Genomic DNA, 26170 nt, shown 5'->3' on the forward strand with positions numbered 1-26170 from the left:
TAGCGTTAGTAAAATTTTAGCCCAAAACTTTTAGCATCATCTGCTGGAAGTCCTGCACGAACCGGGCCTCGTCCACTAAGATGGCTGCCTTGGAGTGGGTTTTCTCCAGTAACTTGGCCTTATCGCCAATCGTCCGGCCGTAATCGCCAGATTCCTGGTCATAAGTGACCTGCATGTTTAAATCCAAGGTCGTTACGTACGTTGGGTCCATTGCCACTGCGACCGCAAGCGGGTCGTGGAGGGCGGCTCCTTTTTTATCGATATCTAGGTTATAATAGGCATCGATGTAGTAGTCCATGATGTCGGCGTAATTCTGACCGGCAGTGGTACCAAGGTCGCGCCATTCCTGCGTGTACTTTTTCGTCAAAAGTGTCCGTAGGGTGACGTCGAGGCCAACCATCGTTAGGTTTTTCTGGTGTTGGAAAACTTCGTTAGCAGCTTCAGGATCCTGGTTGATGTTGGCTTCTGTAAAGGGTGTCACATTTCCAGGGACGGTGAGGGCCCCACCCATCAAGGTGGTTTGCCCAATCAGAGAACCAATCTCAGGGTCTTTTTCCAAGGCCTTGGCCAAGTTGGTCAGTGGACCGGTTGGCAAATAGATTAGATCTCCTTGATACTGGTGGGCGGCTTCAATTAAGAAGTCAATCCCGTTTTGGCTGCTGACTTGGCGGGTAGAGCGGGTTACATCGACTTCGCCGATTCCGTTTTTACCGTGGATGGCCGCTGAGATGGGCATTACTTCAAAGCTTTCAGTCGTTGATGAATGGGTTTCACCAACAAAGACTGGAACGTCTTTTGCGCCCAAGAGGTCTAGCAGGTCGAGTGAGTTTTGAGCGGTAACATCCGTCAAGGCGTTTCCGTAAGTTGCGATAATTCCGATTAAGTCGACATCATCGTGGCCAACGGCATACGCCAACGCCAAAGCATCATCGATTCCAGTGTCTAGGTCTAAAATCATTTTTTTGCGAGACATTGCGCATTCTCCTTATTCAATTTTGCGTGCAAGCCTATTGTACCAAAAGATTCAGGTAATTTACGAAGAAAGATTGATCAAATGAAAAAAACGTACGATATTATTATTGTTGGTGCCGGACCTGCCGGTATGTTCGCAGCTTTCTACGCTGCCTTGCGAGATACCCAGGTCTTGTTAGTGGAAGCATTGGAAGACTTGGGTGGTCAAGTCCAAGCCCTGTACCCGGATAAAAAGATCTGGGATGTCGCTGGCTTAGCGGGTGTTTCTGGCCGTGAATTAGTCGACCATTTAAAGGACCAATTGGGCAAGTTCCCAGTTGACGTAAAGACAAGTGCTAAGGTTACTGACTTAGTACAAAAAGACGAACAATGGTCGGTCGAAATCAATGGCGGTAAAAACGTCGTATCAGCTTCAGCTGTTATCCTCGCAACTGGGAAGGGGGCCTTTGAACCCCGTCGCTTGCAAATCGATAACGAGGCAGACTTAGAGGGCGATGGCTTGTCGTACTTTGCCCCTAATTTGGCCAAGTTCGCCGGTAGGCAGGTTGCCGTTTTGGGTGGTGGTGATTCAGCCGTTGACTTGGCAGCTCAACTTGATGGGGTGGCTCGTGAAACATACTTAATTCACCGCCGGGACCAGTTTCGAGCCTTAGAACAAGCGGTTTTGGCTTTGGACAAAACGGATGTGATCAAGAAAACACCGATGAAGGTGGCTTCAGCCGAAAAGACTGGTGACCAATTAGATTTGACCTTGGCCCACGTCAAAGATAAAACGATTAGCGAACACCTGCTAGTCGACGACCTGTTAGTCCAATATGGCTTTTTGACCAAAGGCCAGGCTGATGGTTGGCCGGCAGCACTGACTTGGGATGCCCAGGGTTTGGTTGTTACTGACCAGGTTAAGACCGGGTTGCCAGGGCTCTTTGCCATTGGGGATGTGACTTCTTATGAAGACCATGTTGATTTGATTGCTACTGGCTTTGGTCAGGGCCCAGCCGCCGTTAATGCGGCGATTGCTGGTTTCAACCCAGAAGCGGGCGGACCAGGTCATTCATCGTCATTGGATTTGTCATAGAAGTTAGAACACTGCAATTTTTTGTAGTGTTTTTTTAGTGGGAATTTAACCTATGAATGATATTGTTTTCCTAAAGATAGTTAAGAATACCTTAAAATCACTTGAGATAATGCCTTCCGAACACTTGTGCCCCAAGTAACTTTGGTAACATTAATGATAGGTCCGATGATAAAGGAGGAATCATTATGAAAGAAAATTACACCAACAAGGCCGTTGGCAAACGGCTAATGTTGACCGCTGGTGCAACAACACTGGCAGCCACAGGTGCTGTTTTCAGTGCTATGGTACTCAATCCAAATTCACAAGCGAGTGCTGATGATGTACAAGACACCGCCAGTACTCAAAGTGATGCAAGCCAGTCATGGCAAGTAAATTCTTTGGCAACTGTTCAAGCAGAAATTAAAAGTCAAGGAAAGGAATCTGACTTACACGATTATTCCGTTCAATGGGGTGATACACTGTCAGTGATTGCTCAAGCTTACGGTGTTTCTACCGATGAGGCTGCCCAGCAATTAGGTTTGGAAGATCAGGGGGTTTTGATTTCTGGCTATCAGTTGTCAAAGCAAGCAACGGTCATCCAAGCTTTGAAGGATAGTGGCGTTTTGGTATCAAGCCAAAATGTTTCTAGCTCACAAACGACCAGTAGTTCAGATTTGATAACTATTCAACAGGGGATTCCTTCATCAACAAGTGCATCTGATTCAAGCACGAACCAGACTAGCACTGCTGCTGATAGCTCCGTTAATGGTCAAAGTGGATCAACCACTGAAAGCCAGTCAGCTGTTGAATCAGCATCGCAATCTGCTGCTAATAGCCAATCAATTTCGATTGCTAGTTCTCAGGCAGCGGCTACTCAAACACAGAGTGCTGCATCGTCAACTCAGTTGTTTAATACGAGTGCCGCAACGAAAAATTCAGCGGCTAATGTAACAGCGTCTCTGTTTGCTGATTATGGTACTAAGTCATCCGGTTCAACTGCTTCAAGCCAAGCTAGTTCGACCAGTACAAGTCAATCGACTTCACAAGCTTCTAGCGCAGCAGCCACAACTACTTCTCAAAGTAGTCAAAGTTCAACTGTTAATAACAAAGTTGACACCGAAAAGTTGATTAGCTGGTTCTATAACCATATGGGGAAGCTAACTTACTCGATGACAGGTTCTCGTAATGGTTCTGATGGAACTGCTGATTGTTCTGGTGCGATGACTGAAGCTTTGTATGAAGCTGGTGCATCAAAGCCTGCTTACTTATATAACACTGACTCATTACATTCATATTTGACGCAAAATGGTTATAAGTTGGTTTCGACGAATACACCGTGGAATGCCGAACGTGGTGATATTGTTATTTGGGGAAGTCAAGGCTCATCCGGTGGAGCAGCTGGTCACGTTCAAGTTATCACTAAGGGTGACCCGGCTTCACAGGCTATTTCAGTTAACTATTCAACTAAGGGTGCCACGGGTAGCGCGGTATCTGTTTGGAACTATGATGCAGCTTATGTAGCGTCATCAAGGGCCGCTGGTCAACAATTAACCTACTACGTTTACCGTCAGGTTTAAGCTGATAAATCAAAAAAGGCAAGCCCTTCGGCTTGTCTTTTTTTGGTAGCAAAATGGGGGGAGAGAAAAAGCGTTTAATTTGATCAAAAAAAGAGCCGCTAGGATAATTCCTAGCGGCTTTTAGTGGTCAGTCAGGGGCTCGAACCCTGGACCCACGGATTAAGAGTCCGTTGCTCTACCAACTGAGCTAACTAACCATGGAGTTGTCTTAAACAACAAAAAATATTATACCATGGCTAGGGCTGGTGGGCAAGCGTTTTTAGTTGAAAAATGATATTTTTTTGCAGGCTAGTTCATTGAATGCTAGCAACTGAATAAACTAACCGGGTAATGATTAGGCGTTTGCTTCAATCACAACAAGATTGCCTTCAGAATCAACGACTGTAAAGGCAACCTTGTTGTTAAACCGGTCTTCTTCTTTTTGAATTTGGACGAAGTTATTGGCTAAGTGTTGGCGGAGTTCGTCTTGGTGGTCGCGGACTAAAAGTTCAAAGTCGACCCGTGGGTTTCCCTCGACAAAGGTCAGTTCCTCATGGTCAACGACTAAGATGCGGTCGGTTTGAGCACCAGCCTGGGGTAAGTCGAAAACATCTCGCCAGAAGCGAAAGGCCCGGTTGGGGTCTGTTGCGGGAATAGTTTTATGGTTTAACTTTCGTGCTTTCATTTGCAAGAATACCTACTTGAATTTAATAATGCTAGTATAGCCCAAGATGGCCTAGTTGACCATGCTTTAGCACTTAGAATATGGTAAAATTAAGCTTATGGCATTACTAGAAGTAAGTGGGCTCTCAATGGCCTACGCAGAAAAAACATTATATGAAGACGCGGACTTGGAATTGCAAGTTGGCGAGCACATGGGGATTGTCGGTCAAAACGGGGCCGGTAAGTCAACCTTGATTCGGATTTTGACGGGGCAGGTCTTGCCCTTGTCCGGCCGGATTGACTGGGCTAAGGGCTTGAAAATTGGTTACTTGGACCAGTATGCTGAAATCCCAGCGGGGATGACCCTTGTTGATTTCTTGCACACTGCTTACCAGGACTTGTATGACAAGCAAGACCGTGCGACCGAATTGTACGAAAAGTACGCAGCAACTGCTGATGACAAATTGCTCGAACGAGCTGGACGGCTCCAGGAAGAATTGGATGCCGCTGGCTTTTACGAAGTCGATACCGAAATCGAACGCGTGATTTCTGGTTTGGGACTGGAAGCAATCGGCCGTGACCGTGAATTGGAACACATGTCTGGTGGGCAGCGAGCCAAGGTGATCTTGGCCAAGCTCTTGTTGGAAAATGATGACGTCATTATCTTAGATGAGCCCACCAACTACTTAGATGTGGCTCACATTGAATGGTTGGAAGGGTTCTTGCAAGACTTTGAGGGCGCTGCTTTAATCATTTCCCACGACTTTGATTTCTTAGATAAGGTGACCAACGCGATTGCTGACGTTTCCTTTGGTAAGATTACCAAGTACCGGGGCTCTTTCCAAAAGGCCATGCGTCAAAAAGAAGAACGGGCTGACCAGCAAATGCGTCAGTACGAAAAGCAGCAGGTTGAAATCGCTAAGGCTGAAAAGTTTATCGCCAAAAACAAGGCTCGGGCTTCAACTTCTAAGCAGGCTAAGTCTCGTGAAAAGATGCTGGCTCGGATGGATAAGGTTGATCCACCTTCTGAAAACTTGAAGGCCAAGTTTGACTTCCCATACGTCAACTCTCAGTCAGCTGCTGCTTTGACAGTGACCAACTTATCAGTTGGTTATGAAAAAGCCATCCTTGAACCGGTTTCTTTCTCAATTACCACTGAAAAGAAGCTCGTCTTTGCTGGATTTAACGGAGCCGGTAAGTCAACTTTGATCAAATCAATCTTGGGTGAAATTCCATCATTGGGTGGTCACGTGGAATTTTCACCATCAGCCGTGGTCAATTACTTTGACCAAGACTTGGACTGGGATAACGACCAGCAGACACCCCTCCAAGCGATGCAAGATTTGTTCCCAACCATCATGCCAAAGGAATTGCGGCAACGGTTGGCAGGGGCCGGAATTAATTCCGAAAACGCCCAAAAGCCGCTCTTCCAACTTTCCGGGGGAGAGCAGACCAAGGTCAAATTAGCCATCATGGAAATGAAGCCCTCAAACTTCTTAATCCTTGATGAACCAACCAACCACCTGGATGAAGAAACAAAGAATGCTTTGTACAAGGCAATCAAAGCCTTTCCAGGGAACGCAATTATTGTTTCCCACGAAACTTCCTTTACTAAGGACTTGGCTGACCAAACATTAAACGTTGCTGCCTTATCTTATAAGGAAAATCCGGAATAAAAAGAAATATTAAAGGTTATTATCCCGAATCAGAAATGATTCGGGATTTTTTTTAAGAAAAATTATTAAATTGTAAAACGTTGATATATCAATGTTTGTAGCTATTAACGTGTCATAAAAGCTAACATTTAAGGACTTTTATTAGAAAATTATTTGAATTTTATTTGAATTTTATTTGATTGGTTGGTAAGATTAAACATACATTAAGAAAAGTGACCGAGGAGGGCATGGAATGAAACGATGGCAGAAATGGACTGCGGGGGCAGTCGTTGTTGTAGCCGTTGCTGCTGGTGGAAAAGCAGCTGGCTGGTGGGGCGGTTCAACCGCTACTGGAAAGGCTTTGAATTATGCTTTGTCAGCAAATATTCAAACATTGGATCTTTCAAAAGTAACAGATAATAACTCGTTGACAATTTTGGGTAACACGGAAGCCAACTTGTTGCGGGTGAACGCTAAGGGTAATGTCGAACCTGATTTGGCAAAGTCATATAGCGTGTCTTCTGATGGTTTGACTTATACGGTTAAGTTGCGGTCAGGTTTGAAATTCTCAGATGGATCTTCATTGAAAGCTAAAGATGTTGTTTATTCATGGCAACGAATTGCTGACCCTAAGACGGCTTCACAGTACTCATACTTGACCTCTGGGGTTGAAAACGCTGATGATATTGTTGCTGGTAAGAAGCCAGTTTCAGACTTGGGCGTTACTGCAAGTGGTAACACGGTTACCTTTAAGCTTGAAAAGCCAATGCCACAATTCAAGTACCTCTTGAGTTACGCAATCTTTGCACCACAAAAGCAATCATTTGTTGAAAAAGAAGGTTCAAAGTACGGAACCACTTCTTCAACTCAGATTTACTCTGGTGCATACAAGCTTGAAGGCTTTAACGGAACAAACAACAGCTTCAAGATGGTTAAGAACGATAATTACTGGAATGCTAAGAACGTTAAGACCAAGAAGATTAACTGGCAAGTTGTTACCAATCCAGATACAGCGGTTAAGTTGTACAAGGAAGGTAAGCTAGACCGTGCTTCGATTGCCAACTCTGCTGAAATGTATGCCGCTAATAAGAGCAATAAGGATGTTACAACATCAGCGGTTGCTGCTACGACTTACCTTGAATACAACCAAGCTAAGAACCCATACTTGGCCAACGCTAAGATTCGTGAGGCTTTGAACCTTGCTACTAACCGTAGTGATTTGGCTAGTCAAGCAACTGGTGGAACCCGTGATGCTGCTACTAGTCTTGTTTCAAAGAACTTGACCAAGGCTGCCAACGGTAAGGACCTATCAACTTATGTAGCTCCTGGTTACACATATAACAAGAAGAAGGCCAAGGAACTCTTCGAAGAAGGTTTGAAGGAAGTTAACAAGGGCAAGATGAATATCAGCATCGAAACGGACGCTGATTCACCAATTGCCAAGAACACGGTTGACTACTTGAAGCAAGCTTGGGAATCAATCTTTGGTACTGATAACATTTCAGTTACTGAAAAGGTTGTGCCATTCAAGCAGCGTCTCCAAGATTCTTCTAACGGTGACTTCGATGTCGTCGTGACGAACTGGAACGGTGATTACCAAGACGGTTCAACCTTCTACGACTTGTTTAAGTCAGCTGATACTGGCATGAACTCTGGTCAATTTACTAACGCTACTTATACTGCAGCAGTTGCCAAGGCTGAAGGACAAGATGCTAACAACGCTTCTGCCCGTGATGCTGACTGGAAGGCTGCTGAAGCAGCTTTGAAGGCTGATTCAAACATTAACCCACTCTACTCATGGAAGGGTATCACCTTAGCACGTAAGAACGTTAAGGGCGTGGTTACAACACCAGCTGGTGTTGGTCTTGATTTGACCTACGCCTACCGTAAGTAAAATTTTTAAGAACTAAGGGAGTCATTCAAAATGGCCAAGTACATTTTAAAACGAGTGTTGATCCTGTTAGTAACATTATGGATTGTGGTCACGGCGACCTTTTTCTTAATGCAAATTCTTCCTGGAACACCGTATAACAACCCGCACTTGACGGCCTCAGCCATTGCGCAGCTGAACCAAACTTATGGTTTAGATAGACCAGTCTATGTGCAATACTTCGATTATCTTGGTAATCTGTTGCATGGTGATTTAGGAACTTCATACCAGTACCAAAACCAGTCAGTTTCAATGCTGATTGGTCAGCGGTTACCTGTTTCTGCTCAACTAGGACTACAAGCTTTGGTAGTTGGAATCTTAGCTGGGCTTTGGTTTGGGGCTGTGTCAGCTCGAAACCAAAACAACAAGACAGACGGTTTCTTAAGCATTATTTCAACGCTTGGAATTTCAGTTCCTTCCTTCATCTTGGCAATTGTTTTGCTCTTTATCTTTGGATATGAACTGAGCTGGTTCCCAATTTCTGGTTGGGGTGACAGCTTCTCACAAACAATTTTGCCAACTCTGGCCTTAGCAGTTAGTCCAGCAGCCATCACAACCCGGTTCGTCCGTTCTGAAATGATTGATGTCTTGCATTCAGACTATATTCAACTAGCCCGGGCGAAAGGTTTGGACGAAAACCAGTTGGTCCGTCAGCACGCTTACCGGAATTCAATGATTCCAATTTTGACCTTGATTGGGCCAATGGTGGCGAACTTGTTGACAGGTTCAACTTTGGTTGAAACTATCTTCTCGATTCCTGGAATTGGTCAGCAGTTTGTTTCATCGATTCCAACAAAGGATTATCCGGTTATTATGGGAACCACGATTGTCTATGCTTTGATCTTGATGGTCTGCATTTTGATTACTGATATCATTACAGCCATCGTTGATCCACGAGTTCGGTTGCAGTAGGGGGAAACCATGACAGAAGTAAAAAATGAATTTTCCCTCGTTGGAATTAAAAACCAGGCTGCGAGTGAAACGATTGTAAAACCGACTTTAACCAATTGGCAAAACATTTGGCGTCGGTTGAAAAAGAATAAGTTAGCGGTTGTTAGTTTGTTCTTCTTACTCTTTGTTTTCTTGTATGCTTTGATTTCAATTCCAGTTGTTAGCCAAAACTCAGCTAACGAGTTTAATACTGGGACTTCGAAGTACAAGAACTTGGCACCAAAGTCAGGGCTACCAATTCCCTACTGGGATGGAAAGCAGACGATGCCTGGTTCCTCTGATGCAGTTGATTCCTATGCTCAAAATGATGTTACTCAAAACTTTATTTTGGGAACGGATAACTTGGGCCGGTCAATTGCTAAGCGAGTAACGGTTGGTTTGCGGATTTCACTCTTTGTAGCGATTGCTGCCACCTTGATTGACTTGTTAATCGGGGTAACTTACGGATTAGTTTCCGGTTGGCTCGGTGGCTGGATTGATAATGGGATGCAACGGTTGATTGAAATCATCTCTGCTATTCCAAGTTTGGTTGTCGTGACCTTGCTAGCAATGTGGTTTGGTTCAGGAATTTGGTCAATTATTCTGGCGATTGCTTTTACCAACTGGGTTGGAATGGCCCGTCAGGTTCGAAACTTGACATTGACTTATAAGGAACGCGACTTTATCCTAGCCGCCAAGACATTGGGTGAATCAGGTCCTAAGATTGCCTTGAAGCACCTAGTGCCGAATATGTCTGGGACCATTATCGTTCAGATTATGATGACCATTCCAAGTGCCATCATGTTCGAAGCAGTTTTGTCAGCAATTAACTTGGGGGTTAAGGCACCAACGGCCTCATTGGGAACATTAATTTCCGATGCCCAAAGTATGTTGCAGTACTACCCTTACCAAATCTTGATTCCATCAGCCGTCTTGGTCTTGGTCTCACTAGCCTTCATCCTCTTGGGGGATGGCCTTCGTGATGCCTTTGACCCTAAGATGACTGACGAATAGGAGACTTTCATGACAGATTCAATTTTACAAGTGAAAAACCTCCAGGTCAGCTTTAACACCTATGCCGGTAAAATCCAGGCAATCCGGGGCGTTGACTTTGACCTCAAGGCCGGAGAAACTCTGGCGATTGTCGGTGAATCCGGTTCTGGTAAGTCGGTTACCACTAAGACTTTGCTTGGCTTGAACGCTGAAAACGCTGAACTCGGTGAAGACAGCCAAATTCTTTACGAAGGTAAAAACCTGGCTCAGTTGTCTGAAAAGGAATGGGAAGGTTACCGTGGTTCTGAAGTGGCCATGGTTTTCCAAGACCCAATGACTTCTTTGGACCCAACCATGAAGATTGGTCAGCAGATTGCTGAACCAATGTTAAAGCATGGTGATATTGATAAAAAGGCTGCGTGGGAAAAGGCCCTTTCAATTATGAAAGAAGTCGGAATTCCAAATGCTGAAGAACACATTAACGATTATCCCCACCAGTGGTCTGGTGGGATGCGCCAACGGGCGGTCATCGCGATTGCATTAGCTGCTGAACCAAAAATTTTGATTGCCGATGAACCTACGACTGCCTTAGATGTGACGATTCAGGCTCAGATTCTGAAAGTTTTGAAGGATTTGCAGGAAAAAAACAACACTGCAATTATCTTTATTACCCACGATTTGGGTGTGGTTGCTGGTATTGCTGACCGAGTGGCTGTTATGTACGCCGGTAAGATTGTTGAAACCGGCACGGTTAACGAAGTCTTTTATAACCCACAGCACCCCTATACTTGGGGCTTGCTTGGCTCAATGCCTTCAACTAAGACTGAATCCGGTACGCTTCAAGCAATTCCTGGTACGCCACCAGACCTGCTTTACCCACCCAAGGGTGATGCATTTGCGAACCGCAATGAATTTGGCCTAGCAATTGACCATGAGAAGCAACCACCATTTTTCCAAGTATCAAAGACGCATTACGCTGCTACCTGGCTCTTAGATGACCGGGCACCAGCTGTAGAGCCTCCACTTGAAATAAAGCGCCGCCAGGCTTACTGGCAGACCTTGCAGAAAGAGGAGGTTCAGTAATGCAAAACCCAAATGCCAAAAAATTAGTTGAGGTGCAAAACTTAAATCTGACTTTTAACGCCGGGAAAAAGAATGCCACCAAGGCGATTGATAACATTTCCTTTGATATCTACGAAGGGGAGACCTTTGGTTTGGTTGGGGAATCAGGTTCTGGTAAGACCACGATTGGTCGGACCATCTTGAAGTTGTATGACCAAGATGATGGGACGATTAAGTTTGACGGCCAAGACCTGGGCAAGTTGAAGAAGAAGGACCTCCAAGCCTTCCGTAAGCAAGCTCAAATGATTTTCCAAGACCCTCAAGCCTCCTTGAACGGCCGCCTCCGGGTTGAAAATATTATCGGTGAGGGCCTTGACCAGGTTGGTTATACCAAAAAGCATGACGAACGTGCTGAAAAAGTCTTGGAATTGCTTAAGTTAGTTGGTTTAAACAAGGACCACGCCTCCCGTTATCCCCACGAATTTTCGGGTGGTCAAAAGCAACGAATTGGAATTGCGCGCGCCCTAGCGGTTCAACCAAAGTTCATTATTGCTGATGAACCAATTTCCGCTTTGGACGTTTCTGTTCAAGCCCAAGTGGTCAACCTGCTAGCTGACTTGCAAAAGCAAAGTAACTTGACTTACCTCTTTATTGCCCACGATTTGGCAATGGTGAAGTACATCTCTGACCGAATTGGTGTGATGCACTGGGGAAAGTTGGTCGAATTAGGAACGGCTGATGAGGTTTATAACCACCCATTGCACCCGTATACCAAGTCGCTCTTGTCAGCGGTGCCGGAACCAGACCCAATTTCTGAAAAGAACCGGGTAATCAAGCCTTATGACCCTAGCTTTGAAAAAGATGGCCAAGACCGGTCAATGATTGAAGTTTCCAAGGGACACTTTGTGTTGGCAACTCCTGAAGAAGCCAAGACTTATGAACAAGAGCAAGCTTAATTGCCTTGTTTGAAAATTAGAAAAAGCTCTCAGAGCTTAGACCGAGCGGAAATTTCCCGCCAAGTCTAGCCCTGAGGGCTTTTTTCCTGTAAAATTAACTTGCTATGGAAAACTTTAAAGAAGAACTCGAAACAAGGCGAACTTTCGCCATTATTTCCCACCCCGATGCGGGAAAAACAACCTTAACGGAGCAATTGCTCTTACACGGAGGTGTAATCCGTGAAGCTGGAACAGTCAAGGGGCGTGGGGCCAAAAAACTGGCTTCCTCTGACTGGATGGCCATTGAACAGCAACGTGGAATTTCGGTGACCTCATCTGTCTTACAGTTTGATTATGAGGGCAAGCGGATTAACATCCTGGATACCCCTGGGCACGAAGATTTCTCAGAAGACACCTACCGGACCTTGATGGCTGTTGACTCGGTTGTGATGGTTGTCGATGCGGCCAAGGGAATCGAGCCTCAGACCAAGAAGCTTTTTGAGATTGTCTCAAACCGGGGCATTCCAGTCTTTACCTTCTTTAACAAGATTGACCGGGACGCTCGATCACCGTTGGACTTGGTCGATGAATTGGAAACGGTCCTGGGCATCCAGGCTTACCCAATGAACTGGCCAATTGGTTCTGGGCAAATCCTGCAGGGAATCTATGACTTAAAGCAAAAGGAAATGATTCCGTTTAAGAACGCGGTCGACCATCCGGAAGTCCGTGACGAAGGAATGGATGAAATCGAATTGCTAGAAGATGCCGGAAATGAATTTGACGAGGAAGCTGTTGCTAGCGGAAAATTGTCACCAGTCTTCTTCGGTTCAGCCTTGGCCAACTTTGGTGTAACGGAATTCTTGCGGGAATACCTAACGTACGCACCCAAGCCAATGGCGGTCAAGACGGTTGATGATGTTGAAGTTGAACCAGATAACGACCAATTCACTGGCTTTGTCTTCAAAATTCAGGCCAACATGGACCCACGTCACCGTGACCGGATTGCCTTTGTCCGGATTGTTTCTGGGGCCTTTGAGCGGGGGATGGACGTGACCTTGCAGCGGACTGGTAAGAAACTCCGCTTGGCTAATGTGACCCAGTTTATGGCCGAAGAACGTGAAAATGTTCAAGGCGCTGTCCCTGGCGATATTATTGGGGTTTATGATACTGGTAACTTCCAAATCGGCGATACGATTTTTGCCGGTAAGAAGGCAGTCCAGTTTCCTGACTTGCCAACCTTTACGCCAGAATTCTTTAACAAGGTGATTGCTAAAGATGTCATGAAGCAAAAGTCCTACCACAAGGGGATTACCCAGTTGGTCCAAGAAGGAACCATCCAGCTTTACAAGTCTTGGAACTCAAATGAGTACATTCTGGGAGCCGTTGGACAGTTGCAGTTCGAAGTCTTCAAGTTCCGGATGGAAAATGAATACAACGTTGAAATTCAATTTGAGCCAATCGGTTCCAAGGTGGCCCGTTGGATTGACCCAGACCAAGTTGATGAAAAGATGGCTTCGTCGCGGAACTTACTGGTTAAGGACCGTCATGATCGCCCAGTCTTCTTATTTGAAAACGCCTTTGCCCTAAATTGGTTTAAGGACAAGTACCCAGACGTTGAATTAGAAGCAAAAATGTAATGATTTGGATAAAAGTGGTTTGCGAGAGCAAGCCGCTTTTTTTATTTGGAAAGAGAATTATTTTAACAAATATGTATCAGAATACGAACGAATTGATTAATTATTCTGAAATAAGTCGGGAAAGTGCTATACTTATTTTTGCTGGGATTGAATTGTTCTAAACAATCAGTCTTCAGCAAAAATAAATTTGGGGTAGAAGCCCGCGCGTTAAGTGCGGTGGGTACGGAATGTGGCCTGCTGACGAAACATTATTGTGCGGTGCGGGTTTCGCATTCACCAACCAAGGTGAACGCTCCTTTAGGAGGTTCAAAATGAACAATCAGCACACAACTCTGTCACGGTGGAAGATGGTCAGTCTGTCGGTCCAGCAAATGGTTTTGCTGGCCTTGTTAATGGCCGTTACGCTGGTTTTGGGTAAGTTTTCAATTTACCTCACACCGACAATGAAGGTTGCCTTTACTTTTTTGGCAACATCGTTGATTGGTCGGTTCTTTGGCCCGGTGTGGTCTGTCTTTGTCCTAGTCATCTTAGACTTTGTCAATTCGGCCCTGTTAACTAGTCCGGCCGTTTGGTCTCCATTTTTAGCAGTTGGAGTAGCGATGACTGCTTTGATTTTTGGGACACTATTTTACCGGTCAGATCCTAAGGCCCGCGTACCGTTTTGGCGGGTTTTGCTAGCAGTCCTGCTCGCAACCTTTGTGGTCAACTTGCTGGTCAATACCTTTGCTTTGATGCTGATGTATTCAGCCCATCATTCGCTCTCGGTCTTCTTGGCCATGATGGTGACCCGCTTACCGAAGCAGTTGATTTTCTTCCCAATCCAGTTGGTTTTGACTTACTTGGTCTTAAATAACCGGATTGTCGACCAGATTTCACAAAAATTTTTCTAAAATAAAAGCCAAGTCTTGTCTCAAAACTGAGATGGGACTTGGCTTTTTATTGATTGTTAGAAACTTTTACGAAGCGGGCAAATCCTTATGGATTTGGCTGACGTTACCATGGACTAGGTGTGGGAAGACAATTTGATCTGACCAGGCAATGATTTGTCCTTGAAAGAGGAAGGAGAAGGCGGTCCCAATGTTTAAGGAAACCACTGATCCGGAGATGACCCAGCAGGTCAACGAAATGCCGATGGCCACCACGAAGTTTGATATTTGGGCCTTAGGTGCTGACCCACGAAAGTAAGAAAAGCGCAGGATGTTGGTCATGTCATCAATTGGGTGAAGGATAAAGTTGACCCGTTGGTAAACTGAAATGGCGACTCCGACAACCGCTACACCAGCAAAGTCAAAAATCAATTTGACCCAAAGTGACTCATCGGCGATTCCCATGTGTAAAAACAGGGTATTAAAATAGCCGGCCAAAAATGAAAAGGCGAGTCCAAAGGCAATGTTGCCAGAAAACCGTTTTAATGAAAATTTATGGGCCAAAAAGATATTGGCAACCGCCACCAAAACGACAATGGCACTCAAAAATAGGGCAAAGGGTAGCCCGGTTACGTGGGCCAGGTTAGCGGCTCCAGCTGTCCAAGGTGCCGATCCCAGGTTAGTGGCGACGGACAAGCCATTGCCAAGGGCATCGAGTATTAGTGAGAAAACGAAGTAAACAGCAACTTGTCGGTATGTTAATTCAAAAAATTGACCATTACGGTGGTACATTGGACACCTTCCTTTAAAGACATTCTTATTTAATAGTATAAAAGAAAAACACCGTTAAACCAACGGTGTTTTGATAGCAATTTCTTCTTATTTTAATGACAATTTAACGATGCCTTCCCACCGAGGTGTCTGTGGAAACATGTCAATTGGTTGGATGAAGTCAACCCGGTAGGCGGCGCTTAAGTCGGCCAGGTCCCGGGCCAAAGTTGAAGGGTTACATGAGATGTAAACAAACTTCTTGGGCTTGGATTTCAAAACAGCTCGCTTAAAGGCGGGGTCCAAACCAGGACGGGGTGGGTCAACCACTAAGGCAGTCGGCGCAAAACCTTCGCGAGCCCACTTTGGAAAGACTTGCTCAGCAGTTCCAACCTCGTAAAGGGCGTTGTCAATGTCATTATCTGCAGCGTTTATCTTAGCATCGGCGACCGCTTCAGGAATCACTTCCATTCCGCGAACTTCTTTGACGGAATAGGCCATTGATAAGCCAAGAGTTCCGACTCCGGCATAAGCATCAACGAGCTGGTCATCGGACCGTAAGTCTAAGGCCTTGATGGCCGTCTCGTAGGTTTTTTGCATTTGCTGGTAGTTTAACTGTAAGAAGGCTCGTGGTGATAATGAGAAGTTCAAGCCGAGGATTTCTTCTTGCAAATAATCATCGCCCCAGAGCTTGATCGTTTCATCACCCCAAATCAAAGAGGTCTTGCCGGGGTTAATGTTTTGGAAGATTCCGGTAATGGCAGGAATCTTCTTGGTGATCTGTGGCAGTAAGTCGTCTAAGCCAGGGAAGTCTTCACGGTTGGTGACAATCACGACCTGGGCCTGGCCGGCTTGGTTAGCTCGAACAATCAAGGTTTTGACTAAACCGGTATTCTTGGCTTCGTTGTAAAAGGAAACAGAAGCCTCGTCCAAGACTTGGCCGAGTTGGCGGACAACTGCCATCGACGTTTCATCTTGGGTGGCAATCGTTGGCAAGTCGACTAAGTCGTGGGACCCACGCTTGTACAAACCAATCTTTAAATCACCACCAATCTTGCGGATTGGCAGGGAGGCTTTATTCCGGTAGTGGTCGGGTTGGTCCATGCCAATCGTAGCATTGATCTGATAAGACTGGTAGCCGGCTGGCTGGAACTTTTCCAAAGCCTGTTGGATAAGGTCTTTTTTAAAGGCTAGCTGAGCCGGGTAGGCCAAGTGGGCTAGTTCGAAACCACCGACTAAGTCGGCAGCGGGATCATCAGGGGTGACCCGGTCGGGGCTTTGTTCACGGACTGTAACAGTCTTAGCTTCGATGTACTTATCGGTAAAATCGGTCACCTTGGCCGTTACGACTTCCCCTGGTAAGGCGCCAGGGATAAAGACGATCTTGCGTTTGAAATAGCCAATTCCTTCCCCGTTGATACCCAGTCGTTTAATGGTTAATGGGAACTTTTGACCAATTTTGACTTGGACAGGCTGGTTGTTTTGCTGGGACCGGTTGAAATGACTCCCGCGGTTATCAAAACGCTTTGCACCAGTTCGACCTGAATTTGACCGACCTTGGTTTGAACTTGACCGTCGGTCCGTGTGACGGTTGGGCCGGTTATCGGAGTGGTTGTGGTTGTTTTGACCCTTTTGATAGGGACGTGAATCTGAATTTGGCATAAGTAGTCCTTTAAATGGCACAATCGGCAAGCTTTTTCTTTACTTGCTAGCGGTTAGTTGGATATGGTACGACTGTTCTTTGATTTCATATAAGCGGTGGATGTTTTGCATTAACAAGAGCAACCAGGAGATGCCCAGCGCCAAAACAATGATTTCAAAGGCAGTTAGCGATAAGTAATGAACGATGTAAAAGAGCAAGGCGGCTAAGACCATGCCACCGGCAGTTCCGGCTGAAAAGAAACGGAATTCCTTGGTGGCATTTGGCAAGAGCCAGTAAATTAAAAGCATTGGAATTCCAGTTCCAAGGATCAGCATGTTGGCCACTGTGTCGTGGGCGTAATGCAAGAAGCCGGGGTTGTTGGGAACGGCCCCGATGGCAAAGAGGCAAAAGGCATCAAAGGAGAGGAAGAACCGTAGTGTTGCTAGTCGCCACTTCTTTGGATGATGCTTTTGGATGGGGACAAAGAGGTAATCAATCAACGTTGCCCACAATAGCCCGGAGACCATCAAGGTTGCGTTAAAGGTCCAGGAGAACTGGGCCCGCTTCGTTCCCAAAAAGGAGAAGTTGTGTTGCCACCAGAGTAAGCGGGAGTTCGTTACCATAGCGACCAAGACCCCGATGACGATAGTGACAATCAAAATCGTCATCATAAAGGAGGTTGAAACAACACTAGTGGCGTAAACCATTAGGTAGTTGATGATACTAATAAAGATAAAGAATAAAATTGTAGCCGTTAGACGGTCAAAGGAAGCAAAGCGGAAGAGGTAGCCGATTGCCCAAAAGACAGCAATCATGGTGAAGGCTTCAATCAAGGCGAAGGACAAGAACAGTGTTGGTGCCAATCGGATATCGGTTTGCTTTTTATCGGGGTCTTTTTGTTGGCGGATGTTTTTAATCGTGAAGTAGATAAACAGGGCCATTCCGGTGATTTCGCCACCACCGATTACGGCAGTCGCAATCGAGTTATCCCCCGTAAGCGAAATTAGTGGGTTTTGCTGCCAGAGTAAGTAAAAAATATAAATAACAGTGGCCACAATTGAGGGGATGATAAACCGTCGAATCGATAGGTCTTGTCGCTCAGTTTCCCTTTGTTCCGGTTTTAAGGTCATTTGGTCATCAGACACGAGCAAATCAAACTCGGTCTGGTCAGTAATTTTTAGATTTTCGACAGCTTCTTCAGGCAGGTCGACAAAAAAACGGCGGTTTGCCATGGGGTACCTCTGATTTAATGATAAATACTTCTGCTTTATTTGGAAAAGATTGCCAAACAGCTGGTGGCTGTAGGCGCAACTACTCTATTTTAATCGAAAAGATCAAAAATAGATATAGCACACTTGTGTTATATCACATATGTGCTATAATAAGAATCAAGGAGGTGGCAGAGATGCAAGAAGAAAGCTGCTGGAAGTGGAGGTTGACGAATGGTTCGTTTTAACATTAAAACCTATTTGGTCGACAAATCACTGACGATTTACCGGGTTTCCAAAAAATCTGGTTACGGCTACACGACGATTCACCGGTCCTTTAATAAGGACCAATCGAACGCCACGTCCTTAAATATTCGCGATTTAGATGCCTTAGCCCGGGCCCAGAAAATGGAAATGTGGCAAGTATTAAAAGAGCTTGAAGAAGGGTACAAAGGAAAGGACTAACCTGTACCAATGAATCCAACTCACAATTGAATAAAACTAAAGGAAGGTAATACTCTTATGGCAAATCAAAACGATGCATTTAACAACAACTTTGGCTCAGACATGGATAACATCTTTAACAACATGATGGGCAACCTCGGTGGGATGAATTCTGAAAACCGCCGCTACTTGATTAACGGTCGGGAAGTAACCCCCGAAGAATTTGCGGAATACCGTCAGACCGGTAAGTTGCCAAATGGCGCCGACCAAAATGGTCAGACTGCTGGCAACGGTCGCAGTCAAAATGGCCAAGGTCAGGTTAAGGATGATGGTATGTTGGCAAAGTTGGGTCGAAATTTGACCCAAGAAGCTAAGGATGGCCTGCTGGACCCAGTGATTGGACGGAACAAGGAAATCCAAGAAACAGCTGAAATTCTGAGCCGGCGGACCAAGAATAACCCAGTCTTAGTTGGGGATGCCGGTGTCGGTAAGACGGCGGTCATCGAAGGTTTAGCTCAGGCAATTGTTGCTGGTGACGTACCAGCTGCCATCCATGACAAGCAAATCTACTCGATTGATATTTCAGCCTTGGAAGCTGGTACCCAGTTCCGGGGGGCCTTTGAAGAAAATGTCCAAAAGCTAATTGATGAAGTTAAGAAGGCTGGGAATGTCGTATTATTCTTTGATGAAATCCACCAGATCCTTGGTGCCGGTTCAACCGGTGGTGAAGATGGTGGTAAGGGCTTGGCCGATATTTTGAAGCCAGCCTTGTCACGTGGTGAAATTTCTTTAATTGGAGCTACCACCCAAGACGAGTACCGTAATACGATTATGAAGAACGCTGCCTTGGCGCGTCGGTTCAATGAAGTAACGGTCAACGCTCCTTCTGCCGAAGACACTTTGAAGATTTTGGAAGGAATTGCGCCTTTGTATGAGAAGCACCACAATGTGGCCCTTCCGCAAAAGGTTTTGCAAGCTGCGGTTGATTACTCAATCCAGTACATTCCACAGCGGTCTTTGCCAGATAAGGCAATTGACTTGATTGACATGACCGCGGCTCATTTGTCAGCACAAAACCCAGCAACTGACAAGGTTTCGCTGGAAAAGAAGTTGGCCGACTTAAAGAGCCAGCAAGAAGAAGCTGTTTCAAAAGAAGATTACGAAAAGGCTTTGGAAGTCAAAAATCAGATTAAGGAAGTTAACCAGCAAATTGACTCCGCTAAGGAGGCCAAGAAGGTCGAAGCAACACCAAATGATGTTGCCAAAGCCGTTGAACGGTTGACTGGTATCCCAGTTTCACAAATGGGTGCTTCTGATATCGAACACTTGAAGAAGATTGACCAGCGTTTGGCTGGTAAGGTCATTGGACAAGACGAGGCGGTCAACATGGTTGCCCGGGCAATCCGGCGGAACCGGGCTGGCTTTGACGAAGGAAACCGACCAATTGGTTCCTTCCTCTTCGTTGGGCCAACCGGGGTTGGTAAGACCGAATTGGCTAAGCAGTTAGCTCAAGACCTCTTTGGCCAAAAAGATTCGATTATCCGCTTGGATATGTCGGAGTACTCTGACTTAACTGCTGTGTCGAAGTTGGTTGGTGCTTCAGCCGGTTACGTTGGTTACGATGATAACCAAAATACTTTGACTGAAAAAGTTCGTCGAAACCCTTACTCGATCGTCTTGTTGGATGAAATTGAGAAAGCCAACCCACAGGTCTTGACCCTCTTACTCCAAGTTTTGGACGATGGTCGTTTGACTGATGGTCAAGGAAACGTGGTCAACTTCAAGAACACGGTCGTAATTGCCACTTCAAACGCCGGCTTTGGTAACAAAGAGGTTGAAGAAGGCGACTTGATGGACCGCTTGTCCAAGTTCTTCCGGCCAGAATTCTTGAACCGTTTTAACGGTGTGGTTGAATTCTCAGCTCTGACCAAGGAAGACTTGAAGCAAATCGTTGACTTGATGTTAGAAGACGTCAACAAGACCCTTGCTAAGAAGGATTTGACCTTGGCAGTTTCTGATGACGTCAAGAACCACTTAATTGACGACGGTTACGATGAAGCCCTCGGTGCCCGGCCACTCCGCCGGGTCATTGAGCAACAAATTCGTGACCAAGTCACTGACTTCTACTTGGATAACCCCGATGAAAAGGCTCTGTCGGCGGATATGGTCGATGGTAAGGTTGTGATTTCGGCGGTGGAAACGGCGAAAGCTTAATTAATTTTTGACAAATAAAAAAGAGTCCGGCTTGCAAACAATGCAAGTCGGACTTTTTTAGTGAAATAATTTTGCTTGCCTTTCGTCTAATAAAATTAAGCGGTCAGTTAATCGGGCAAGACTGACCATCCTCCCCAGGCTTTAGAGCAACATCTTGGTACTCGTCTTCAAAGCGGCGGAACAAGACGGCAGCATACCGGCAGGAAGGGCGGACCTTCTTATCCTCTTGCCGGGCTTTTTGGACCACAGCATCGACGAGGTCGCGAGCGATACTCTTGCCGCGTGCCTCTGGGTCGACGAAGGTCTTGGTCAGGTCTAGCACCTGGTCGCCTTCTTCAGTAAAGGTGACTTCACCAAGCTTTTGGCCGTCTTCTTCGTAGTAAAATGCGTTTTTTTCAGCAATGATTGCCATGACTACCTCCAAAATTAGTCCGGGCGGTTTAGAAATTGCCCTAGATGACGTATAATAAATTGGTTATAAGATAAATTTTTCCAAATGTAAAGGGGTTCTGATGAAAAAACGTGGATTTGAAATTGTAAGTAAGTATGCTTCTGCTGGTTTAACCCTGCCAGCCCGGTCAACGACCGGTGCGGCCGGCTATGACTTCCGGGCAGCCAAAGAAGTAGTGGTTCCAGCCTTTAACGCTGAAAGTGCTAAGCCAACCTTGGTACCAACTGGAATTAAGGCTTATATGCAAGAGGGCGAATATTTACAGTTGGTCGCTCGGTCATCAATGCCAATCAAAAAGCGGTTGGTGATGCCAAATGGTGTTGGCATTATCGACGCTGATTACTACAACAATGAGAAAAACGAAGGCGAAATCTTTGTGCAAGTCTTAAACTACAGTGCCGAAGAAGTTGTGGTGGAAGCTGGTGAACGGATTGGCCAGGGAATCTTCTTGCCTTATTTGCTCGCTGACCAAGATGAAGATGTGGAAAAGGTTGTCCGTGCTGGTGGCTTTGGGTCAACCGGGGAGGCCTAATGGCGAAGACCAAAACACAATTTATTTGCTCAAATTGTGACTTTATCTCGGCCCGCTACTTGGGCCGGTGCCCAAACTGTGGCGAATGGGGAACCTTTGTCGAAGAAAAAATCCAACCGGAAACCACCAACCGGAAGGCCCGAGTTGGAATCGATGGGAAGGTTGCCAAAGTCGAAGCCATCAACGAAGTTTCCTTAGAGGAAACCCCGAAGGTGACAACCGGTCTCCAGGAACTAAACCGTGTTCTTGGTGGCGGGGTCGTTGCTGGAACCTTGGTCTTAATCGGTGGTGATCCCGGGATTGGAAAGTCGACGCTGCTCTTGCAGGTTTCTGGCCAGTTGTCCGAACACGGCCAGGTCTTGTATGTTACCGGTGAGGAGTCAGCCTCACAGGTAAAGCTGCGGGCGGATCGGTTAGATGTTGGCGGCCAGGACTTTTATTTGTATCCTGAAACCGATATGACGGCGGTTAAGAAGCAAGTTGAGGAGCGCAAACCGGACTTCTTGGTGATTGACTCCGTCCAAACGATGCAAGAACCAGACCTAACCTCACCAATTGGGTCTGTTGCTCAAATCCGTGAAGTCACGGCTGACTTGCTCCAGATTGCCAAGACCAACAACATTACCGTCTTTATCGTCGGTCACGTGACCAAGGATGGGGCGATTGCTGGTCCAAAGATTTTGGAACACATGGTTGACACCGTTTTGTACTTTGAAGGGGACCGTCATTACAAGTACCGAATTTTACGGGCGGTTAAAAACCGTTTTGGTGCGACCAACGAATTAGGTATCTTTGAGATGCGCGACCATGGCTTAGTCGAAGTGGCTAACCCTTCTGAGATTTTCTTGGAGGAGCGCTTAGCTGGTGCGACCGGGTCGGCGATTGTGGTGACTCTTGAAGGAAACCGGCCAATTCTGGTGGAACTCCAGGCCCTAGTGACGCCGTCGGTCTTTGGTAATGCCCAACGGACGGCGACTGGCTTAGACCGGAACAAGGTTTCTTTGATTATGGCCGTCTTGGAAAAGCGGGCTAACTTATTGTTGCAAAACCAGGATGCTTACTTGAAGGCAGCCGGTGGGGTAAAACTTGACGAGCCGGCAGTGGATTTAGCGATTGCCGTGGCGATTGCTTCGTCTTACCAGGACAAGGAATCTAACCCATCTGATGTCTTTATCGGCGAACTAGGTTTGACCGGCGAAATTCGGTCAGTTGCCGACCTGGAAGGCCGGCTAAAGGAAGCTCGCAAGCTCGGCTTTTCCCGGGCAATTGTGCCAAAGAACAACTTGGCGGGCGTCCATGTCCCAGACGGCTTAGAAGTCGTCGGGGTGACGACGATTAAGCAGGCCTTGCACCTAGCCTTAAACGATTAAAAATGAATTTGCCGACTGGGCCTAAAAACCAGCCGACTTTGTTGTATACTAGAAGATGAATTTTTCAGCGAATGCTGAACCGAGGAGAAATATTTATGTCTGACAACTTTCGTGTCCGTTATGCACCATCACCAACTGGGTACCTCCACATTGGAAACGCCCGGACGGCACTGTTTAACTGGCTCTTTGCCCGCCACTACAATGGAACTTTTGTAATCCGAATCGAAGATACTGATTCAGCCCGTAACATTGAAAACGGGGAAAAGTCTCAGCTGGAAAACTTAAAGTGGTTAGGCTTGGACTGGGACGAATCACCAGAAAACCCAGGCGAATACGGTCCTTACCGTCAGTCAGAACGAAACGAGCAAGGCATCTACCAACCATTTATCGATGACTTGCTTGACCGTGGCTTGGCCTACAAGTCATACAAGACTTCTGAACAATTGGCCGAAGAACGGGCAGCCCAACAAGCTGCCAAGCAAGCCCCTCACTATATTTATGAATATGAGGGCATGACCAAGGAAGAACGCGAAGCTAAGTATGCTGAATTCGAATCCCAGGGTTTGAAGCCAGTTGTCCGTTTCCGTGTTCCTGAAGAAGAAGTCTTTGCCTGGGACGATATCGTCAAGGGCCACATCGAAATCGGTGCCAAGGAAGTCGGTGGTGACTGGGTTATCCAAAAGGCCGATGGGATGCCAACTTACAACTTTGCCGTCGTGGTTGATGACCATTTGATGAAGATTTCCCACGTTTTGCGTGGGGATGACCACGTTTCAAATACCCCTAAGCAAATGATGATCTATGAAGCCTTGGGCTGGGACGTTCCTGCCTTTGGTCACATGGCCTTGATTATCAATGGGGCTACTGGTAAGAAGTTGTCAAAGCGTGACAACGACGTCTTACAATTCGTTGAACAATACCGTGAATTGGGTTACCAACCAGAAGCAATGGATAACTTCATTGGTTTGCTTGGTTGGTCACCAAAGGGTGAAGACGAAATTTTTTCATTGGAAGAATTCAAGAACATGTTTGACGAAAATCGCTTGTCAAAGGCCAATGCTAAGTTCGACCAAAAGAAGTTGGAATGGATTAACAACCAATGGATTCGCAAGGACAAAGACCGCATCATGCCACAACTCTTTGACCAAATTATCGAAGCTGGCTTGATTTCAAAGGCCGATGCAGCTGCTAAGGCCGATTGGTTGAAGGGTGTGATTGAAGTTGCTGGTGTGGATGGTATTTCTTACACTAAGCAAATCGTGGACTTGGTCCGCGAACCATTCTTCCAATTGGGTGATGTAACCGACGAGATGGTTGATTACTTGAAGACGGAAGCCGGTCACAAGGTCTTTGCTGCCTGGGAAGAAGCCTATACGGCCTTGCCAGCTGACGCCGATGCAGCTACTTACATGGCGACAATCCGATCAATCCAAAATGAATTAGAAATCAAGGGTCGTGAACTCTGGAACCCAATCCGGATTGCGACTACCCACCAAATCCAAGGGCCAAACTTGCCAGAAATGTTGGTCTTGTTGGATAAGGCTGAAGTCTTGAAGACGATGGCTGGTGTTAAAGCAAAGTACATGGCTTAATTTAATTTGCTAATGACTACCAAATAAAAGAAGGCGACCGTAACCGGCTGCCTTCTTTTTGTTATAATATAGGATAATAAACGTAAAAGAGGTCCCACCATGCTCCAAGTGTATAACAGCTATAGCCTGGAAAAAGAAGAATTCAAGCCCCAAGTGGACAAGAAGGTTTCCCTGTACTTGTGTGGTCCGACCGTTTACAACTACATTCACATTGGTAATGCCCGGTCAGCGGTTGCCTTTGACACCATCCGTCGTTACCTGGAATGGCGGGGCTATCAAGTTGACTTTGTTTCCAACTTTACTGACTTGGGCGACAAGGTCTTGGCCCAGGCTGAAAAAGAAGGCCTTTCAGAAGAAGGAATTGCTGACAAATACGCCAACGCCTTCTTTGAAGATACCGCCAAAATTAATATCAAACCAGCGACCCACCGCCCCCGGGCGACCCATTACATGAAAGAAATGGTTGCTTTTGTAGAGAAGTTGGTCGCCCAAGGTCAGGCTTATGTGGCTGGCGGGGATGTTTATTTTTCAACTAAAAAGTTCCCAAACTATACTGCCTTGTCCCACCAAAAGATGGCTGAACTCGAAGAAAATGCCGGTGGTCGCTTAGAAGATGATGACCAAGGTCAAAAGCAAGACCCAACCGACTTCGCCTTGTGGAAGAAAGAAGACCGCCCAGGTGTCACCGCCTGGCCTTCGCCTTGGGGACCTGGCCGCCCCGGTTGGCACCTCGAATGCTCGGTGATGAATGATGAAATCCTAGGAACCACCATTGATATCCACGGTGGTGGAATTGATTTGGCCTTTCCTCACCACACCAACGAGCTGGCCCAGTCGGAGTCTTATCACCACGAACAGTTCGTGCACTATTGGATGCACAATGGCTTTGTGAACATTAATGATGAAAAGATGTCCAAGTCGTTGGGTAACTTCGTAACCCTACACGACCTGTTGGCCTCTGACATCGACCCCCAAGGATTGCGGTTCTTCTTATCAAAGACCCAATACCGTCGGGCAATTTCTTATTCCAAGGAACGACTTGACCAAAGTCAAAAGGAACTCGACCGCTTGTACCGGACTTACCAGGCATTAGAAACTGCCAAACAAAACCGAACGGGAGCCCCAACGGTTGGCATGACTAACCAGGTTCAAGACTTAAAGGGCCAACTGATTGCTGCGATGGACGATGACTTTAACACCGAAAACGCGGTAACAGTCATCTTTGACTTGGCGAACCTGGCCAACCGGGTTTTGACTGATGAAACCACTACGATGGGGGACTTGGCTATGCTTCAAGATTCCTTAGCAGAATGGGTTAGCCTTCTTGGTGTTGACAACTTGGCGAAGAGCCAAGAATTAACCTCAGAGCAAAAACAGTTGTTAAAAGACCGTCAAGCAGCTCGCGATGTCAAAGACTTTGCCAAATCAGATGCTTTGCGTGACCAGTTGTTGATAACCGGCTTGATTGTCCGGGATAGTCCACAGGGGCAAACCTGGGAACTTAAAGATAATTAACCGAACATTATTTAGTTTTTTCGTTTTTAAACACGGCTTTTAACGAACTAAAATTATAATTACAAGGACAAAAAACGTCTTTTTGTAATTGAGTAAAAAGCCCTTAAAAAACAGTTGACTCCACCTGTTAATGCCGGTATACTAGTTATTGTTCTTCACAAGAGGAACACGCTGGAACCGG

22 protein-coding genes, 1 tRNA gene and 1 riboswitch are annotated in these 26170 nt (G+C 46.1%); of the genes, 16 read left to right on the forward strand and 7 right to left on the reverse strand.

The window, feature by feature from the left end; all coding sequences use genetic code 11:
• Positions 1 to 16: 16 nt before the first annotated feature.
• Complete coding sequence (locus AC5162_RS03540; protein ID WP_496533871.1) at positions 17 to 973, reverse strand: nucleoside hydrolase; 957 nt, start codon at positions 971 to 973, stop codon at positions 17 to 19.
• A gap of 81 nt (positions 974 to 1054) precedes the next feature.
• On the opposite strand from AC5162_RS03540, the gene AC5162_RS03545 reads away from it, so the two are divergent.
• Together AC5162_RS03545 and AC5162_RS03550 are read left to right on the forward strand one after the other, a co-directional pair.
• Complete coding sequence (locus AC5162_RS03545; protein ID WP_496533872.1) at positions 1055 to 2047, forward strand: NAD(P)/FAD-dependent oxidoreductase; 993 nt, start codon at positions 1055 to 1057, stop codon at positions 2045 to 2047.
• 185 nt (positions 2048 to 2232) lie between these two features.
• Positions 2233 to 3603, forward strand: coding sequence for a C40 family peptidase (locus AC5162_RS03550; RefSeq protein WP_496533873.1), 1371 nt, complete (start codon positions 2233 to 2235; stop codon positions 3601 to 3603).
• A gap of 124 nt (positions 3604 to 3727) precedes the next feature.
• Here AC5162_RS03550 and AC5162_RS03555 read toward each other — a convergent pair.
• Positions 3728 to 3800: transfer RNA gene (locus AC5162_RS03555), tRNA-Lys, on the reverse strand.
• A 137-nt stretch (positions 3801 to 3937) separates the two neighbouring features.
• Entirely contained in the window at positions 3938 to 4267 is a 330-nt protein-coding gene (locus tag AC5162_RS03560; RefSeq protein WP_496533874.1) for a VOC family protein, read from the reverse strand.
• 97 nt (positions 4268 to 4364) lie between these two features.
• Between AC5162_RS03560 and AC5162_RS03565 the strand changes: the two genes are divergently transcribed.
• The 8 genes from AC5162_RS03565 (at position 4365) to AC5162_RS03600 (ending at position 14277) form a co-directional block, all read left to right on the forward strand.
• Complete coding sequence (locus AC5162_RS03565; protein ID WP_496533875.1) at positions 4365 to 5921, forward strand: ABC-F family ATP-binding cassette domain-containing protein; 1557 nt, start codon at positions 4365 to 4367, stop codon at positions 5919 to 5921.
• A 232-nt stretch (positions 5922 to 6153) separates the two neighbouring features.
• Positions 6154 to 7794 (forward strand): peptide ABC transporter substrate-binding protein, encoded by a 1641-nt coding sequence (locus tag AC5162_RS03570; protein WP_496533876.1) that lies wholly within the window; start codon positions 6154 to 6156, stop codon positions 7792 to 7794.
• Positions 7795 to 7824: 30 nt separating this feature from the next.
• Positions 7825 to 8742, forward strand: coding sequence for an ABC transporter permease (locus tag AC5162_RS03575; RefSeq protein WP_496533877.1), 918 nt, complete (start codon positions 7825 to 7827; stop codon positions 8740 to 8742).
• A 9-nt stretch (positions 8743 to 8751) separates the two neighbouring features.
• Positions 8752 to 9774, forward strand: coding sequence for an ABC transporter permease (locus AC5162_RS03580; RefSeq protein WP_496533878.1), 1023 nt, complete (start codon positions 8752 to 8754; stop codon positions 9772 to 9774).
• A gap of 9 nt (positions 9775 to 9783) precedes the next feature.
• Positions 9784 to 10836 (forward strand): ABC transporter ATP-binding protein, encoded by a 1053-nt coding sequence (locus AC5162_RS03585; RefSeq protein ID WP_496533879.1) that lies wholly within the window; start codon positions 9784 to 9786, stop codon positions 10834 to 10836.
• Positions 10836 to 11771 carry an ABC transporter ATP-binding protein gene (locus AC5162_RS03590; protein WP_496533880.1) on the forward strand — a complete coding sequence of 312 codons (936 nt, stop codon included), beginning with the start codon at positions 10836 to 10838 and terminating at the stop codon, positions 11769 to 11771. Before AC5162_RS03585 ends, AC5162_RS03590 begins: the two co-directional genes overlap by 1 nt.
• 104 nt (positions 11772 to 11875) lie before the next feature.
• Positions 11876 to 13387, forward strand: coding sequence for a peptide chain release factor 3 (locus AC5162_RS03595; protein WP_496533881.1), 1512 nt, complete (start codon positions 11876 to 11878; stop codon positions 13385 to 13387).
• Between the two features lie 186 nt (positions 13388 to 13573).
• Positions 13574 to 13668, forward strand: a riboswitch (THF riboswitch).
• 30 nt (positions 13669 to 13698) lie between these two features.
• Positions 13699 to 14277 (forward strand): folate family ECF transporter S component, encoded by a 579-nt coding sequence (locus AC5162_RS03600; protein ID WP_496533882.1) that lies wholly within the window; start codon positions 13699 to 13701, stop codon positions 14275 to 14277.
• Positions 14278 to 14343: 66 nt separating this feature from the next.
• Here the strand turns inward: AC5162_RS03600 and AC5162_RS03605 are convergent, their stop codons facing one another.
• From AC5162_RS03605 to AC5162_RS03615, 3 genes are all read right to left on the reverse strand, one after another.
• Positions 14344 to 15045 carry a DUF6198 family protein gene (locus AC5162_RS03605; RefSeq protein WP_496533883.1) on the reverse strand — a complete coding sequence of 234 codons (702 nt, stop codon included), beginning with the start codon at positions 15043 to 15045 and terminating at the stop codon, positions 14344 to 14346.
• A gap of 87 nt (positions 15046 to 15132) precedes the next feature.
• Positions 15133 to 16683, reverse strand: coding sequence for a 23S rRNA (uracil(1939)-C(5))-methyltransferase RlmD (gene rlmD / locus AC5162_RS03610; protein WP_496533884.1), 1551 nt, complete (start codon positions 16681 to 16683; stop codon positions 15133 to 15135).
• Between the two features lie 39 nt (positions 16684 to 16722).
• The gene (locus AC5162_RS03615) at positions 16723 to 17895 is read right to left on the reverse strand and encodes a DUF998 domain-containing protein (protein WP_496533885.1); all 1173 of its coding nucleotides are present in this window, start codon (positions 17893 to 17895) and stop codon (positions 16723 to 16725) included.
• A 210-nt stretch (positions 17896 to 18105) separates the two neighbouring features.
• On the opposite strand from AC5162_RS03615, the gene AC5162_RS03620 reads away from it, so the two are divergent.
• Positions 18106 to 18336 (forward strand): transcriptional regulator, encoded by a 231-nt coding sequence (locus AC5162_RS03620; protein WP_496533886.1) that lies wholly within the window; start codon positions 18106 to 18108, stop codon positions 18334 to 18336.
• Positions 18337 to 18393: 57 nt separating this feature from the next.
• On the forward strand, positions 18394 to 20529 hold the full coding sequence (locus AC5162_RS03625) for an AAA family ATPase (RefSeq protein ID WP_496533887.1): 2136 nt from the start codon (positions 18394 to 18396) through the stop codon (positions 20527 to 20529).
• Positions 20530 to 20632: 103 nt separating this feature from the next.
• Here the strand turns inward: AC5162_RS03625 and AC5162_RS03630 are convergent, their stop codons facing one another.
• Positions 20633 to 20941: a GNAT family N-acetyltransferase gene (locus tag AC5162_RS03630; RefSeq protein ID WP_496533888.1), complete on the reverse strand. Its 309-nt coding sequence runs from the start codon at positions 20939 to 20941 to the stop codon at positions 20633 to 20635.
• Positions 20942 to 21041: 100 nt separating this feature from the next.
• On the opposite strand from AC5162_RS03630, the gene AC5162_RS03635 reads away from it, so the two are divergent.
• The 4 genes from AC5162_RS03635 to cysS all read left to right on the forward strand — a co-directional run bounded on the left by AC5162_RS03635 (position 21042) and on the right by cysS (position 25989).
• A complete protein-coding gene (locus AC5162_RS03635) occupies positions 21042 to 21512 on the forward strand; it encodes a dCTP deaminase/dUTPase family protein (protein WP_496533889.1) in 471 nt (156 codons plus the stop codon).
• Positions 21512 to 22882, forward strand: coding sequence for a DNA repair protein RadA (gene radA / locus AC5162_RS03640; protein ID WP_496533890.1), 1371 nt, complete (start codon positions 21512 to 21514; stop codon positions 22880 to 22882). The genes AC5162_RS03635 and radA overlap by 1 nt, the downstream gene beginning before the upstream one ends.
• A 95-nt stretch (positions 22883 to 22977) precedes the next feature.
• Positions 22978 to 24474, forward strand: coding sequence for a glutamate--tRNA ligase (gene gltX / locus AC5162_RS03645; protein ID WP_496533891.1), 1497 nt, complete (start codon positions 22978 to 22980; stop codon positions 24472 to 24474).
• Positions 24475 to 24573: 99 nt separating this feature from the next.
• Positions 24574 to 25989: a cysteine--tRNA ligase gene (gene cysS / locus AC5162_RS03650; protein WP_496533892.1), complete on the forward strand. Its 1416-nt coding sequence runs from the start codon at positions 24574 to 24576 to the stop codon at positions 25987 to 25989.
• The last annotated feature ends 181 nt before the right edge of the window (positions 25990 to 26170 follow it).

The sequence above is a fragment of the Fructobacillus sp. ChS1-6f1-1-27 genome (genome assembly GCF_059579415.1).